Source organism: Pseudomonas ekonensis (assembly GCF_019145435.1).
Lineage (GTDB): Bacteria > Pseudomonadota > Gammaproteobacteria > Pseudomonadales > Pseudomonadaceae > Aquipseudomonas > Aquipseudomonas ekonensis.
Window position 1 is genome coordinate 1,029,317 of the sequence record NZ_JAHSTS010000002.1, and the last position, 13,222, is coordinate 1,042,538.

Sequence of the window (13,222 nt, forward strand, 5' to 3'; positions counted from 1 at the left end):
AAGTCTCCGCAGGCTTTTATTGGTCTTGTTCGTAGTCCCGACGACGCCTATCGTGGGAACCGCATGCGCCGATTCTTGGGCGCGCCGCCCTGCTGCGTCCAACGAATAAAAACCCGCCCTAGCCATAAGAAAAATTTGATCCCATGAACCTGAAGTTTCTCGAGACCTTTGTCTGGGTCGCCCGCCTGAAGAGCTTTCGCCTGACCGCCGACAAGCTGTTCACCACCCAGGCTTCGATTTCCAGCCGCATCGCGGTGCTCGAAGGCGAACTGGGGGTGAAACTGTTCGTGCGCGACTCCCGGGGCGTCAGCCTGACGCCCGAAGGCCTGAAGGTGCTGGAATACGCCGAGCGGATGCTCGACACGATGCAGGCGCTGAAGCAGTCGATCGAAACCCGCTCCAGCAAGGTCGGCCGGGTGCGCATCGGCGTGATGGACACGGTGATCCACACCTGGCTCAGCCCGTTGGTGGCGCAGATGACCGACCTGTACCCACGGGTGGAAATCGAGCTGGTGGCGGATACGTCGCTGAACCTCTGCGATCAACTGCAAAAAGGCTTTCTCGACCTGATCCTGCAGACCGACCTGGTGCGCCAGGAAAGCGTGCGCAGCCTGGCGCTGGCCAGCCATCCGGTCGGCTGGATCGTCGCCAGCCACTCGATCTACAACCGCGACTACACAGGCCTGGCGGATCTGGCGCAGGAGCGGATCATCACCTATTCGAAGAACTCCCGGCCCCACCAGGACATCCTCGCGCTGATGCAGGCCGAGGGCGTGCCGGCGCCACGGCTGAACTGCGTGAACTCGGTGTCGGCGATCACCCGCCTGCTGCGCGACGGCTTCGGCATCGGCGCCCTGCCGCCGGTGCTGGTGGCCGAGGAACTGGCGCGGGGGGAACTGACCTTGCTCGACATCGCGCAGCGGCCGCAGGACCTGCAGGTGGTGGTGTCGTGGCGGATCGGGGTGGAATGGGTCGAGGAGATCGTGACCCTGTGCCAGCAGGTGCTGGAGGCGTATGCGCGCAAGGTGGGCGAGGGTTACATCGTCCTGTCGAAATGACCCGTGGCGAGGAGCTTGCCCTCGCCACAGCAAGCTCCGTTGCCACGGCGGTCAGAGGCCGCGCAGGTCGCGCTCTTCGATCGGACGGCTCTGGCGCAGGCGCTTGCCGCCCAGCACCACCCAGTCGATCAGGCGGAACAGGCATTCCAGGCCGAACGACAGCAGCATCGCCCCGCCCATGCCCCAGACCATCGCCTCCGGGGTCAGCAGGATCTGGTAGCTGTAGCCGTTCCAGGTTTCCTTGCGGATGTCCGGATCGGCCGCCAGCACCACTTGCAGGAAGCGGATGTACCACGGCCCCTGCATCGCCTGGAACTGCTTGTCCAGCGCGAGCTGACGGTTGAGCAACGTGCTCAGGCTGTCGGCGTCGCTGCGAAACACCGGGTCTTCGCTGGCGCGGTAGTGGGCGACCAGCGCCTGCAGGTCACCCTTGAAGAACTGCTCGGCGGTGCCCTGGAAGCCGCGCAGGCCGGTCTGCGCCTCGATCAGGTGAGCCTCGACCCGTTTGGCGTAGTCGTTGATGAACCCCGGCACCTGGACACCGACCAACAGGCCCGCCGCAAACAACACCAGCCGCAGATAACTGAGCAACATCGCAGGATCCTTATTCGGTCTTGCCCTGGCTGACGCATTCGCCGCGCCGCCACAGGCTCCACTGGCCCGGTTCGTAGCGGGTCCAGGTTTCGTTTTCGGTCAAGGGTTCGGTGGCGATCACCGTGACCACGTCGTTGGGCGTGGTTTCGGCCTGGAAATCGACGATCACATCGACGTCCTTCAGCCGCGCCGGGCCGAACGGCGCGCGCCGGGTGATCTGCGCCAGTTTGGTCGAGCAATAGCAGAACAGCCAGTCGCCGTCGCTGAGCAGGCAGTTGAACACGCCTTTGCCGCGGTATTCGGCGCAGGCGGCGACCAGGTCCGGCAGCAGCACTTCGATGTCGACCGGTTCCGGGAACGCGGCGCGCACGCGGTTGAGCAGGTCGCAGAACGCCGCCTCGCTGTCGGTGTCGCCGACCGGGCGGTAGAAGCTCTGCGCCGGCGCGAAGTCCGCCAACTGGCCGTTGTGGGCGAAACACCAGTTGCGCCCCCACAGCTCGCGGACGAACGGGTGGGTGTTGGACAGGCAGACCTTGCCGACGTTGGCCTGGCGGATGTGGCCGATGACCACTTCGCTCTTGATCGGGTAGCGCTGCACCAGGTTGGCGACTTCCGATTCACAGCTGGCCGCCGGATCCTGGAACAGCCGCAACCCGCGCCCTTCGTAGAACGCGATACCCCAGCCGTCGCGGTGCGGGCCGGTGCGGCCGCCGCGCTGCATCAGCCCGGTGAAGCTGAACACGATGTCGGTCGGCACGTTGGCGCTCATGCCCAATAGTTCACACATGTGCAGGTTCCCGTGGCTACAGACGCGGCTCGACCCGCATGCGCTGCGGGTTGCCCGGCAGCGGCGGACGGCCGTAGCGGTCGTCGCCGGCGCCGCCGAAGGGTTGGCCGGCGTCCCGCTCGTCTTCGGCGCGGGCCGCCGCACGGGCGGCTTCGGCCTGCTCCTTGCGGGCGTTGGAGGCCCGTTCGATCGGGAAGCGGATCAGCACGAAGATCAGGTAGATGCCGAAGGCGATCATGCCGTACATCAGCAGTTCGGAGATCGCACGCCAGGCGTTGTTGCCGACCTTGAACAACAGGTCCAGCGCGGTGATGGCCACCGCCGGGGCGTATTTTTCCTTCACCGGGTCGATGATGGTCGGCGCGAACAAAAGCACCGCCACCAGCAGCCGCAGCGGCTCGCGCAGCCAGCGCCACATCCAGCGGGTCATGCGCATCCACACCAGCAGGCAGCCCAAGGCGGCGAAGGCGTAGAGGCCCCAGGCGATCAGATAGTCGTTCTCGGTCATGGTGTCCATGGCAAGGCAGGCAAAGAGGCGCTTATAGTAACGGCTTTTCGCACGGCCGGCTTGCCCCAAAAGACATGCAGCCTGCGGGAGCCGGCCTGCCGGCGACGAGGCCGGCGCGTTCCCCCACAGGATCGGCCCTGCCGTCCCGGCCTGCGAACACCCCATTTCCGAATCTTGTCCTGGAGCCCTCCATGCCCGCATCCGCCAACGCCCCCAGCGCCCCGATCGCCCGCAAGGCCCCCGGCGCCGACCCGTACGCCTGGCTGCAGGAGCGCGACACCGACGCGGTGCTCGACTACCTCAAGGCCGAAAACGCCTACCAGCAGGCACAGACCGCCGATCAGGAAGGCCTGCGCGAAACCCTGTTCGAGGAGATCAAGGGCCGCATCCTGGAAACCGACCTGTCGCTGCCCTCCCCTTGGGGCCCGTACCTGTACTACACCCGCACCACCGCCGGCGACGAATACGCCCGCCATTACCGCTGCCCGCGGCCGGCCGACGGCAGCCTGACCCTGGACGAAAGCCGCGAGCAACTGCTGCTCGACCCCAACGCCCTGGCCAACGGCGGGTTCTTCTCCCTCGGCGCGTTCAGCGTCAGCCCGGACCATCAGCGCCTGGCCTACAGCGTCGATGCCTCGGGGGATGAGGTCTACACCCTGTTCGTCAAGGAGCTGTCCAACGGCAAGGTCAGCGAACTGGCGTTCGAGGACTGCGACGGCAGCATGACCTGGGCCAACGACAGTCTGACCCTGTTCTTCGGCGTGCTCGACGACACCCACCGCCCGCACAGGCTCATGCGCTACCGGCTGGACGGCACCGCCGCCGAAGAGGTGTTCCACGAGCCGGACGGGCGCTTCTTCCTGCATTGCTACCGCTCCAGTTCCGAACAGCAATTGCTGCTGTCGCTGGGCAGCAAGACCACCAGCGAAGTCTGGGCGCTGGACGCCAACCGGCCGCAGGAGGCCTTCACCTGCCTGGCGCCGCGGGTCGAGGATCACGAGTACGACGTCGATCACGGCAAGCTCGACGGCCAGTGGACGTGGTTCATCCGCACCAACCGCGACGGCATCAACTTCGCGCTGTATCACGCCCCCGACACCGGCCACGCCCCGACCGTAGCCGATTGGCAGAACTTGATCCCGCACAGCGACACGGTGATGCTCGACGGCCTGAGCCTGAACGCCGGCGCCCTGACCCTGAGCCTGCGCGAAGGCGGCCTGCCGGTCATCGAAGTCCGCCCCCAGGGCCTGGCGCCCTACCGCGTGCAACTGCCGGACGCCGCCTACAGCCTCTACGTGCAGAACAGCCTGGAGTTCGACAGCGACCGCATCCGCCTGCGCTACGAAGCGCTCAACCGGCCGGCCCAGGTGCGCCAGCTGATCCTGGCCAGCGGCGAACAGGCCGTGCTCAAGCAGACCCCGGTGCTCGGCCCGTTCGATGCCGACGCCTACATCAGCCAGCGCTTGTGGGCCACGGCGCCGGACGGCACCCAAGTGCCGATCAGCCTGGTGGTCAAGCGTGAGAAGCTCGGCCAGCCGGTGCCGCTGTACCTGTACGGCTACGGCGCCTACGGTTCGAGCCTCGACCCGTGGTTCTCCCACGCGCGCCTGAGCCTGCTGGACCGCGGCATGGCCTTCGCCATCGCCCACGTGCGCGGCGGCGGCGAGCTGGGCGAAGCCTGGTACCGCGCCGGCAAGCAGGAACACAAGCACAACACCTTCAGCGATTTCATCGCCTGCGCCGAGCACCTGATCGCCGAGGGCTTCACCACCTCGCCGCAACTGGCGATCAGCGGCGGCAGCGCCGGCGGGCTGCTGATCGGCGCGGTGCTCAACCAGCGCCCGGACCTGTTCGGCGCGGCGATCGCCGAAGTGCCGTTCGTCGACGTGCTCAACACCATGCTCGACCCCGAGCTGCCGCTGACCGTCACCGAATACGACGAGTGGGGCAACCCCGAGGAGCCGGACGTGTACACGCGGATCAAGGCCTACGCGCCGTACGAGAACGTCACCGCCCAGGCCTACCCCGCCACGCTGGTGATCGCCGGCTACAACGACAGCCGCGTGCAGTACTGGGAAGCGGCCAAATGGGTGGCGAAGCTGCGCGCCACCAAGACCGACGACAACCCGCTGCTGCTCAAGACCGAACTGGGCGCCGGCCATGGCGGCATGAGCGGGCGTTATCAGGGATTGCGTGACGCAGCCCTCGAATATGCGTTTGTCTTCAAGGTTCTGGGGATCGCCTGAGGAACTCCGCCGGTCAGTCGGGTCTTAACTCCCGACACCGCAGGCCGATAGTTCATACGGCCCTGTGGGAGCGAGCCTGCTCGCGATAGCGATCTGTCATCCACCTCGAGGGTGTCTGACAGGCTTTCGCGAGCAGGCTCGCCCCACCGGGGATCTGTGTGAAGCCTGGAAACCGTGAAAACAAAAAAGACCGCGACGACATGTCAGAACCGACTCTGCTCAACAACGAAATCCGCGACTGGCTGATGGACTGCGGCCTGTTCGACCAACTGCAACCGGCGGACTTCGCCGCCGCCTCGGGTTACTTCAGCATCAGCACCGTGGCCGAGGGCCAGGCGATCTTTCGCGAAGGCGATGCCGGCAGCTTCATGTGCATCATCCACAGCGGCCAGGTGGCGGTGCAGAAGACCAACGGCGACGGCCAGACCGTGACCATGGCCACCCTGCGCGGCGGCCGGGCGTTCGGCGAGATGGCCGTGCTAGACGGCGAACGCCGCTCGGCCACCTGCGTGGCGGCGAGCGACTGCCAGTTGCTCAACCTGGGCAAGGACTCCCTGGAAAAGATGCTCAACGATGCGCCGAAGATCGCCGCCAAGATCATCCGCGCCCTCGCCGTCTCGCTCTCCAGGCGCCTGCGCATGGCCGACGGCCAACTCGCGGCGCAGCAGATCTAGCCGCCGGGGGACTTGCTCTTGGCTGGGGGCTGCTCCAGCCCCGGCAACGGCTGGTCCTTGGCCGGCGGGCTGGGCATTTCGATCGGCACCAGCGGCGGGCCGCCGCTGCCGGATCCGGTCTTGGGGATCGGCACCGGGCTGATCTGCGGGTACGGGGTCGGCGTCGCGGTGCCGGGCGAGCCGGGCTGACCGGCCGGCGCCACAGGAACCGACTGCTGGGCCTGGACCGCCGGGATCGAGATTGCGGCCATCGCAATGACCGCTAGAATGGTGCGCTTCATTCAGGGCTCCGTATTGGCCTGAGTCTGTGCACAGGCTACTCCCAACCGGATCCGGCTGCCTGTCCTTTCTTGCAGGATCCTGCGGGCCCTGGGCTAAACTCTGCTGTAACCGTCATTAGTCTTTTACCAAGGTGAACCCATGAGTTCGTCGACCCCGACCAACACCTCGAAACTGGACCGCATCCTCGCCGACAACCAGCGCGACAAGGAAATGGGCTACCGCGACAAGGCCCTGAAAATGTACCCGCACGTGTGCGGACGCTGCGCCCGGGAGTTCTCCGGCAAGCGCCTGAGCGAACTGACCGTGCACCACCGCGACCACAACCACGACAACAACCCGCAGGACGGCTCCAACTGGGAGCTGCTGTGCCTGTACTGCCACGACAACGAACATTCGCGCTACACCGACCAGCAGTACTTCGGCGAAGGCTCGCTGAGCACGCCGAAGATCGCCAAGGCCACGCACAACCCGTTTGCGGCGTTGGCCGGGATGATGAAGAAGGACGACTGACGCTCTTCGCCGGCCATCCGGGCCTCATCGCGGGAAGCCCGCGATGAGGCCGGAACAGGCACCGCAGATCCCGAGCCTGCCCCCGCCCCGCCAATCCCCGTATAATCGCCCTCTTTTTTCCGAAGGCACCCCGCTCGTGGCAGACAAACGGTACAGCTGCATTGGTTTGTTCAACCCCAAATCACCGGAGAACGTCGGTTCGGTGATGCGCGCCGCCGGCTGCTACGGCGTGGCGTCGGTGTTCTACACCGGCAAGCGCTATGAACGCGCCGCCGACTTCGTCACCGACACCAAGCGCGTGCACTACGACATCCCGCTGATCGGCATCGACGATCTGAAGAAGATCCTGCCGCTGGGCTGCGTGCCGGTCGCCGTGGAGCTGGTGGACGGTGCCCGCGCCCTGCCGGAGTACACCCACCCGGACCGCGCCCTGTACATCTTCGGCCCGGAGGACGGCTCGCTGGACAAGGAGATCCGCGACTGGTGCGAAGACGTCGTGTACATCCCCACCACCGGCTGCATGAACCTGGCCGCCACGGTCAACGTCGTGCTCTACGACCGCATGGCCAAGGGCCTGAACACCCGCTCCGGGCCGAAATTCCGCTGAAGCGTCGCCTTTGCGATGGAACAAGCCGACGGCCCGCGCAGTCAGCTTGAGTATCCCCACTCATTGCCCGGAGACAGATCATGAGCGAACTCAAACGCGTCGAACGCATCGAATCCACCCCGTTCCAGAGCCGTTCCGAACAGAACGTCCAGGGCTGGGAGCGCATCGGCTCGCTGGCCGGCGGCGTGCTGATGGTCGGCAAGGGCCTGCGCCGGGGCGGCGTGTTCGGCCTGATCCAGGTGGCCATCGGCGGCGTGGCCATGGCCCGCGGCCTCACCGGCCACAGCTCGGTGAAGAGCCTGCTGGAACAGAGCCGTCAGGACATGAACAACGTGCGGGCGAAGATCGAGCGGGCCGGCGAAGAGTTGCGTACCTTGAAGGCCAATGCCGAGGCCGCGACCCGCACGGCGACGGTGACCGGCAACGAGTCGGTGAAGTCCCCGAAGGCCGGGGTCTGACCCCACATCTGCATTGAGCCGAATGGCCCTATCGCCAGCAGGCTGGCTCCCATAGGGGAAAGGGTGGGAACCATCGCGGGCAAGCCCGCTCCCGCAGAGATGGCAGGTGTCCGCAGAATCGGTGCACGCCACCCAACCTGTGGGAGCCGGCCTGCCGGCGGTGGCGGCGCTACTTGAGCAAGGCGCTGTCGAGCACCCTGGACGACTCGCCGATCACGCCCTCGGCCAGTTGCACGAACGCCTGGGCATCCACCCGCCCCGCCTGCATCGCCCCGCGCAGCACATCGTCCAGCGAGCGCTTGTTGCGGGTCTTGAGGCGGATCTCGCGGTCCAGCTCCTGCATCAGCAGCACGGCCTTGGCCACCTGCGCCGGACTGGCCTGGGCGCCGCGCAACGTGGTGACGCCATGGCTGTCCGTGGCCAGCTTCGCCTGCCAGGCCTGATACCGGTCGTCGCTCATGCCGCCGGCGCGGCGCAGCAGTTCAACGGCGTAGAACTCGGCCAAGCCTTCGCTGATCCAGTCGTTGCGCTGCCCGTCGTTGATCCGGCCCAGCACTTGGGTCAATTCGCGCAGCACGGCGCTGGCGCCGCTTTCGCTGACCAGCGGCAGACGCGTGTTCAGGTAGACGGAGCCGTGGGCGCCCAGGCTGCCGCGCCACATCGGGTCGTTGGCGCCGACGATCAACAGCTTGCCGGGATGCCGGGGATACAGCGCCTGCACCTGCGGCCAGACGAACGTCAGCAACGTCAGCACATCCATGCGCCGCATGCCCTGGCCCTTGGGCGAGGCCACGGTGACTTCGGTTTCCCCCAGCCGTGCGCGGCGGCTGCCGAGGTGGCCGGCGAGCATCCAGCCGGTGGGGCGGTCGAACAGGCGCGTCGGGTTGTCGATGCGGAACTTGTTCCGGCCGATGCGCGGCCAGGCGGTTTCGATGCTGTTCCAGCCGTCGGGCAAGTCGAACTGCAGACGCGCGACCAGCTCGGTGCCGTCCTGCTGGTCGAGCCGGGCCGGCGGCACCAGCTCATCGCCGCGCAGCAGCGCCCAGGCCGGGGTCATCCGGGTGTCGAAGCTGCCGCTCTTGCGGCCGTGGCTGATGCGCACGCGGTAGGTCAGGCTGGCGCTGTCCGCCGCCGGGCGCCACACGCCGCGGGCCTGCTTGCCCGGGCTCAGTTGCCATTGGCCGTCGGCCTTGAAATCGCTGTAGCGGCTGCCGTCGCCAAGGTCGAAATCCAGACGGCGCACCGCTTCGCCCTTGGCGAGGGTCAGGCGCACTTCGGCTTGATCGCTCTGCGGCAACAGGCGCACGCGGTAATCCAGATCGACCTTGTTCGCCGCCCACGCCGGCGCGCTCAACACCAGCAGGCCCGCGGCCAGCACGCGACGCAATCCCGAAGCCATGCACACTCCCTTGTGAGTCTGTGAGGTTTATCCGGCGCGGAAAATCAGGTGATCTTCCCAGTCCTCTTCCGGCACGCTGCCTTCGGCGAGCATGCGCCCGGACTGGGAAATGCGCTCGTGGTGCACCGCGTCACGGTCGCCGCACACCAGGTGATGCCACAACGGCAGATCCTTGCCTTCGCTGACCAGGCGGTAGCCGCAGGTCGGCGGCAGCCATTTGAACTCGTCGGCCTTGCCCGGCGTGAGCTGGATGCAGTCCGGCACGAATTCGCGGCGGTTGGGGTAGTCGCTGCACTGGCAGGTCTTGAGGTCCAGCAGCTTGCAGGCGATGCGCGTGTAATAGACGCTGTTGTCCTCTTCGTCCTCAAGCTTCTGCAGGCAGCACAGGCCACAGCCGTCGCACAGCGACTCCCATTCCTGCGAATCGAGCTGATCGAGGGTTTTGCGTATCCAGAACGGTTCGACTTTGGCGGCCATGGCTCAAGCATCAACATCAGGTGGTGAAAAGGCCGCCAGTCTAGTGCCCAAGGCCCGGCGGACCAAGCGTCGGCGACTGCCGGTTGCGCCGGGCTTGTCAGTTCCCCCGGGGCCAAGTAGCTTTGCCTGTCGCAACAAGCCCCGCCCGGGTGCCATCAACGCTCGACCGCGTTGCCGTCCGGCGAACCGCACGGCCCAACGGAACCCCATCGGTCAGTCCGCCTGACCCCGCCGGGTTCCGGTTCGACTCTCTTACTCAAACGTAGCAAGGAATCTCTTGATGAGTGCCAACCCTCGCGTTGCCGATTACGCCATTCACCCGCAATTCACTGACCGCTGGTCGCCCCGCGCCTTCACCGGCGAAGCGATCCCGGAGGAAACCCTGCTGAGCTTCTTCGAAGCTGCGCGCTGGGCGCCGTCGGCCTACAACTCGCAGCCGTGGCGCTTTCTCTACGCCCGTCGCGACACGCCGAACTGGGAGCGTTACCTGGGCCTGCTCAACGAATTCAACCGCGCCTGGGCACAGCACGCCTCGGCCCTGGTGATCGTGATCTCCAAGACCACCTTCACCGCACCGGGCGCCGCCGAAGAGACCCCGGCGCTGTGGCACACCTTCGACACCGGTTCGGCCTGGGGCCACCTGGCGCTGCAGGCCAGCCTGAGCGGCTGGCACACCCACGGCATGGCCGGCTTCGACCAGGAACTGACTCGCAAGGAGCTGAACATTCCTGAAGGTTACGCGCTGCACGCCGCGGTCGCCGTCGGCAAGCTGGGCGACAAGGCTTCGCTGGCCGAATACCTGCAGGCCCGCGAAGTGCCGAGCCCGCGCCGTCCGCTGAGCGAGCTGGCCGCCGAGGGTGATTTCACCCTTTAAGGGATCGGCTTCCTCACTGACGCCATCGCCAGCAGGCCGGCTCCGACAGGGAAATGCGCACGACGCCAATCCCCTGCGGGAGCGAGCCTGCTCGCGATTGCACTGCGCCAGACACCTCAAAGGTGACTGACACGCTGCTGCCACGGGCAGGTCCGCCCCCCAGAGTGCCTATCGTTCATGGGCTTCAGTAGCCCCGGGCGAAGTCCACTTCTCCGCGCAGCGGCTCACCGGTCTCATAGGCCTTCAGGTTCTCCAAAAACAGCTGCACCATCATCGGCGGCGAAGTCGGCGCCGAGCTGTGCCCGGTCAGCAGCAGGCCCCAGGCGGTCCAGAACGGATGCCGCTGCGGCAACGGTTCCTGACGGCAGACGTCGATCACCGCGCCAGCCAGATGCCCTTCCTTCAAGGCCTCCACCAGGTCCGCATCGACCACCGCCACACCGCGACCGGCGTTGATGAACAGCCCCGTCGGCTTGAATTGCCGGAACAGCGCCGCATCGTAGATGTCGTGGGTCTGCGGGGTGTTCGGCAACAGGTTGACCACGTAATCCACCTCACCGACCAGGCGCGGCAGATCGGCCATCGAACCGACCTCGACGAACGGCGCCTGCTCCCGGGCGCTGCTGGCGATGCCGTACAGCTCGACCCCGAACGGCCGCAGGAACTGCGCCACGCTCTGGCCGATGTCGCCGGTGCCGACGATCAGCACCTTGCGCCCCACCAGGCTCTGGCCGGTGCGGTTGTCCCATTTGCGCTCGACCTGGCTCACCAGCCGCGCCAGCACTTCGCGCTCGTGGCCGAGCATGTAGGTCAGCACGTACTCGGCCATCACCTGGCCGAAGATGCCCACGGCCCGGGTCAGGCGGTAATCGCGGTACAGGCCGTCGGCCAGCAGCGGCGTGATGCCGGCCCAGGTCGATTGCAGCCACTGCGGCCGGTGGCCCTGGCGCAGCAGGGTCGCCAGCAGGTCCGGCTGGCCCAGCCACACCGGGCATTCGACGGCCTGGCGGGCGAGTTCGGCGGAGTCGCCGCTGGTCAGCACTTCAAGCTCAGGCGCCGCCTGACGCAACAGTCGGGCATATACCGCGTGGTCGTGTTCGGCAATCAGAACGCGCATGTTAAAACCTTTCGCAAACCGTGCGACGGCCGCCCGCTTCGTGGCAGCCATCGCCGTAAAAATCAGTTCCAGGGAAATCCGGGGCCCAGGACAGGGCCCCGCGGATCAGACCGGATCGTTGCGTCGCAGCAACTCTTCGGGCAGGTGTTCGATGTATTCGTCCTCGGCCGGCGGCATCTGCAGGTGATAGCCCTGCTTGTCGAGGTTTTCCAGCACCACGGCGATGTCCTCGCGCGCCAGCTTGCGCTCGGGGGTCAGCACCAGGTCAAAGGCGTGCTGCGGCTTGCCGAAAGCGGCCAGCAGCGGCTCCGGCACACGCTCCAGCGCATCGCTCTTGAGCACGTACAGGTACATTTCGTTTTTCTTCGGGCTGCGGTAGATCGAGCAAATCTGTTTCAAGGCTGTTCTCCGGCGGCGGCCAGGCTGTCGAGCAGCTGCTGGCCCATCAGTTCGCGGCGCCAGCCACGCAGCGAATCTGGCAGTTGGTAAGGCCCCTCGGGGAAGCCGCTCTTGACCAGCGCTTCGAGGGTTTTCTTGCGCAGCATCAGTTCCGGCGCGATCTCCAGACGCTCCGCCTCGGCCTGGCCGATGGCGCGCAGCCGCTTGATCAGCGCAGCGGCCTCGATCGGCAGCGGTTCGGGGATCGCCGGCGGCCACTGGTCAGGGGACACACTGCCAGAGCGCTTGATCAGATCAAGCAGAAACTCGCCGTCCTGACGCACGGTGCGCGGATGCATGTCTTCGATCTTTGCCAACGCGCCGAGGCTGTCCGGTTGCGTGCGGGCCAGCGGCCACAGCGACTGCTCGCGCACGATGCGGTTGCGCGGCAGGTTGCGCGCCCGGGCCTCGCGTTCGCGCCAGGCGCACAGTTCGCGCAGCACGGCCAATTGGGCGCGGGACAGTTTCCACGCCAGCTTGGCGTCGCGGTACACCTCGTAGGGGTCGGTTTCGCGGCGCAGGTTGGCGACCAGTTCCGCACCGTCCTCCAGCACCCAGGCGCAGCGCTCGTCCGACAGCTTCGGGCGCAGCTTCACGAACACTTCGGCCAGGTGCACGGCATCTTCGGCGGCGTAGCTGACCTGGGTGTCGGACAACGGCCGCTGCAACCAGTCGGAGCGGGTCTCGCCCTTGGGCAGTTCGATGCCGAGCACTTCCTGCACCAGCCGCGAATAGCCCATGGAGAACCCCAGGTTCAGGTAGGCGGCGGCCAGTTGGGTGTCGAACAGCGGCGCCGGCAGGCTGCCGGTCAGGCGCAGGAGCACTTCGAGGTCTTCGCTGCACGCGTGCAGCACCTTGACCACCGCTGTGTTCTCCAGCAGCGCGGCCAGCGGTTGCCAGGCGTCGATGGTCAGCGGGTCGATCAGGTAGGCGCGCTGGCCGTCGCCGACCTGCAGCAGGCCGGCGATCGGGTAAAAGGTATCGACCCGCATGAATTCGGTGTCGAGGGCCACGAAGGGCAACTGCTGCCACTCGGCGCACAGGCGCGCCAGGCTATCGTTGTCGCGAATCCAGTGAATATCGATGGCCACACGGCTCTCCCTTGAAGAATGGCGCGCAGTATATATCGCCGCCGGCGCTTTCCGCGCCTCTGCAGGGCAGGTGGTTTGATGAAATCTCCTGCTTGAGAGCAA

16 protein-coding genes are annotated in these 13,222 nt (G+C 66.5%); 7 read left to right on the top strand and 9 right to left on the bottom strand.

Annotated elements, in window-relative coordinates; all coding sequences use genetic code 11:
* The first annotated feature begins 143 nt into the window (after positions 1-143).
* Positions 144-1,058 carry a LysR family transcriptional regulator gene (locus KVG96_RS17635; protein ID WP_217893244.1) on the top strand — a complete coding sequence of 305 codons (915 nt, stop codon included), beginning with the start codon at positions 144-146 and terminating at the stop codon, positions 1,056-1,058.
* A 51-nt stretch (positions 1,059-1,109) separates the two neighbouring features.
* Here the strand turns inward: KVG96_RS17635 and KVG96_RS17640 are convergent, their stop codons facing one another.
* From KVG96_RS17640 to KVG96_RS17650, 3 genes are read right to left on the bottom strand one after another with little or no spacing between them, the layout of a single operon-like run.
* Positions 1,110-1,652 (bottom strand): DUF2937 family protein, encoded by a 543-nt coding sequence (locus KVG96_RS17640; protein WP_217893245.1) that lies wholly within the window; start codon positions 1,650-1,652, stop codon positions 1,110-1,112.
* A gap of 10 nt (positions 1,653-1,662) precedes the next feature.
* Complete coding sequence (locus KVG96_RS17645; RefSeq protein WP_085585059.1) at positions 1,663-2,439, bottom strand: class II glutamine amidotransferase; 777 nt, start codon at positions 2,437-2,439, stop codon at positions 1,663-1,665.
* A 16-nt stretch (positions 2,440-2,455) separates the two neighbouring features.
* The gene (locus KVG96_RS17650; protein WP_217893246.1) at positions 2,456-2,956 is read right to left on the bottom strand and encodes an MFS transporter; all 501 of its coding nucleotides are present in this window, start codon (positions 2,954-2,956) and stop codon (positions 2,456-2,458) included.
* 182 nt (positions 2,957-3,138) lie between these two features.
* Here KVG96_RS17650 and KVG96_RS17655 point away from each other — a divergent pair, with 182 nt between their 5' ends.
* Together KVG96_RS17655 and KVG96_RS17660 are read left to right on the top strand one after the other, a co-directional pair.
* The gene (locus KVG96_RS17655) at positions 3,139-5,193 is read left to right on the top strand and encodes a S9 family peptidase (protein ID WP_217893247.1); all 2,055 of its coding nucleotides are present in this window, start codon (positions 3,139-3,141) and stop codon (positions 5,191-5,193) included.
* Positions 5,194-5,393: 200 nt separating this feature from the next.
* The gene (locus KVG96_RS17660) at positions 5,394-5,867 is read left to right on the top strand and encodes a cyclic nucleotide-binding domain-containing protein (protein WP_217893248.1); all 474 of its coding nucleotides are present in this window, start codon (positions 5,394-5,396) and stop codon (positions 5,865-5,867) included.
* Here the strand turns inward: KVG96_RS17660 and KVG96_RS17665 are convergent.
* Positions 5,864-6,148 carry a hypothetical protein gene (locus KVG96_RS17665; protein WP_217893249.1) on the bottom strand — a complete coding sequence of 95 codons (285 nt, stop codon included), beginning with the start codon at positions 6,146-6,148 and terminating at the stop codon, positions 5,864-5,866. The genes KVG96_RS17660 and KVG96_RS17665 overlap by 4 nt on opposite strands.
* Before the next feature lie 139 nt (positions 6,149-6,287).
* On the opposite strand from KVG96_RS17665, the gene KVG96_RS17670 reads away from it, so the two are divergent.
* The 3 genes from KVG96_RS17670 to KVG96_RS17680 all read left to right on the top strand — a co-directional run bounded on the left by KVG96_RS17670 (position 6,288) and on the right by KVG96_RS17680 (position 7,724).
* Complete coding sequence (locus tag KVG96_RS17670; RefSeq protein WP_085585065.1) at positions 6,288-6,659, top strand: YajD family HNH nuclease; 372 nt, start codon at positions 6,288-6,290, stop codon at positions 6,657-6,659.
* A 136-nt stretch (positions 6,660-6,795) separates the two neighbouring features.
* Complete coding sequence (locus KVG96_RS17675; RefSeq protein WP_085585067.1) at positions 6,796-7,266, top strand: RNA methyltransferase; 471 nt, start codon at positions 6,796-6,798, stop codon at positions 7,264-7,266.
* A gap of 80 nt (positions 7,267-7,346) precedes the next feature.
* On the top strand, positions 7,347-7,724 hold the full coding sequence (locus KVG96_RS17680; protein WP_217893250.1) for a YgaP family membrane protein: 378 nt from the start codon (positions 7,347-7,349) through the stop codon (positions 7,722-7,724).
* Between the two features lie 169 nt (positions 7,725-7,893).
* On the opposite strand, the gene KVG96_RS17685 is transcribed toward KVG96_RS17680, so the two are convergent.
* On the bottom strand, positions 7,894-9,123 hold the full coding sequence (locus KVG96_RS17685) for a hypothetical protein (protein WP_217893251.1): 1,230 nt from the start codon (positions 9,121-9,123) through the stop codon (positions 7,894-7,896).
* Between the two features lie 27 nt (positions 9,124-9,150).
* Positions 9,151-9,600, bottom strand: coding sequence for a YcgN family cysteine cluster protein (locus tag KVG96_RS17690; protein WP_217893252.1), 450 nt, complete (start codon positions 9,598-9,600; stop codon positions 9,151-9,153).
* A gap of 280 nt (positions 9,601-9,880) precedes the next feature.
* On the opposite strand from KVG96_RS17690, the gene KVG96_RS17695 reads away from it, so the two are divergent.
* Entirely contained in the window at positions 9,881-10,474 is a 594-nt protein-coding gene (locus KVG96_RS17695) for a nitroreductase family protein (protein WP_217893253.1), read from the top strand.
* Between the two features lie 184 nt (positions 10,475-10,658).
* Here the strand turns inward: KVG96_RS17695 and KVG96_RS17700 are convergent, their stop codons facing one another.
* The 3 genes from KVG96_RS17700 to rnd form a co-directional block, all read right to left on the bottom strand.
* On the bottom strand, positions 10,659-11,591 hold the full coding sequence (locus KVG96_RS17700) for a D-2-hydroxyacid dehydrogenase (protein ID WP_217893254.1): 933 nt from the start codon (positions 11,589-11,591) through the stop codon (positions 10,659-10,661).
* A 105-nt stretch (positions 11,592-11,696) separates the two neighbouring features.
* On the bottom strand, positions 11,697-11,990 hold the full coding sequence (locus KVG96_RS17705) for a YcgL domain-containing protein (RefSeq protein WP_085585079.1): 294 nt from the start codon (positions 11,988-11,990) through the stop codon (positions 11,697-11,699).
* The gene (gene rnd / locus KVG96_RS17710) at positions 11,987-13,120 is read right to left on the bottom strand and encodes a ribonuclease D (protein ID WP_217893255.1); all 1,134 of its coding nucleotides are present in this window, start codon (positions 13,118-13,120) and stop codon (positions 11,987-11,989) included. Before rnd ends, KVG96_RS17705 begins: the two co-directional genes overlap by 4 nt.
* Positions 13,121-13,222: the final 102 nt, after the last annotated feature.

What these genes read in the sequence shown, in the direction of transcription:
- KVG96_RS17695 (WP_217893253.1), top strand. Translation starts at nt 9,881, where the DNA reads ATGAGTGCCAACCCTCGCGTTGCCGATTACGCCATTCACCCGCAATTC.
- KVG96_RS17690 (WP_217893252.1), bottom strand. Translation starts at nt 9,600, where the DNA reads ATGGCCGCCAAAGTCGAACCGTTCTGGATACGCAAAACCCTCGATCAG.
- KVG96_RS17660 (WP_217893248.1), top strand. Translation starts at nt 5,394, where the DNA reads ATGTCAGAACCGACTCTGCTCAACAACGAAATCCGCGACTGGCTGATG.
- KVG96_RS17645 (WP_085585059.1), bottom strand. Translation starts at nt 2,439, where the DNA reads ATGTGTGAACTATTGGGCATGAGCGCCAACGTGCCGACCGACATCGTG.
- KVG96_RS17680 (WP_217893250.1), top strand. Translation starts at nt 7,347, where the DNA reads ATGAGCGAACTCAAACGCGTCGAACGCATCGAATCCACCCCGTTCCAG.
- KVG96_RS17635 (WP_217893244.1), top strand. Translation starts at nt 144, where the DNA reads ATGAACCTGAAGTTTCTCGAGACCTTTGTCTGGGTCGCCCGCCTGAAG.
- KVG96_RS17685 (WP_217893251.1), bottom strand. Translation starts at nt 9,123, where the DNA reads ATGGCTTCGGGATTGCGTCGCGTGCTGGCCGCGGGCCTGCTGGTGTTG.
- KVG96_RS17640 (WP_217893245.1), bottom strand. Translation starts at nt 1,652, where the DNA reads ATGTTGCTCAGTTATCTGCGGCTGGTGTTGTTTGCGGCGGGCCTGTTG.
- KVG96_RS17665 (WP_217893249.1), bottom strand. Translation starts at nt 6,148, where the DNA reads ATGAAGCGCACCATTCTAGCGGTCATTGCGATGGCCGCAATCTCGATC.
- KVG96_RS17670 (WP_085585065.1), top strand. Translation starts at nt 6,288, where the DNA reads ATGAGTTCGTCGACCCCGACCAACACCTCGAAACTGGACCGCATCCTC.
- KVG96_RS17700 (WP_217893254.1), bottom strand. Translation starts at nt 11,591, where the DNA reads ATGCGCGTTCTGATTGCCGAACACGACCACGCGGTATATGCCCGACTG.
- KVG96_RS17655 (WP_217893247.1), top strand. Translation starts at nt 3,139, where the DNA reads ATGCCCGCATCCGCCAACGCCCCCAGCGCCCCGATCGCCCGCAAGGCC.
- KVG96_RS17650 (WP_217893246.1), bottom strand. Translation starts at nt 2,956, where the DNA reads ATGGACACCATGACCGAGAACGACTATCTGATCGCCTGGGGCCTCTAC.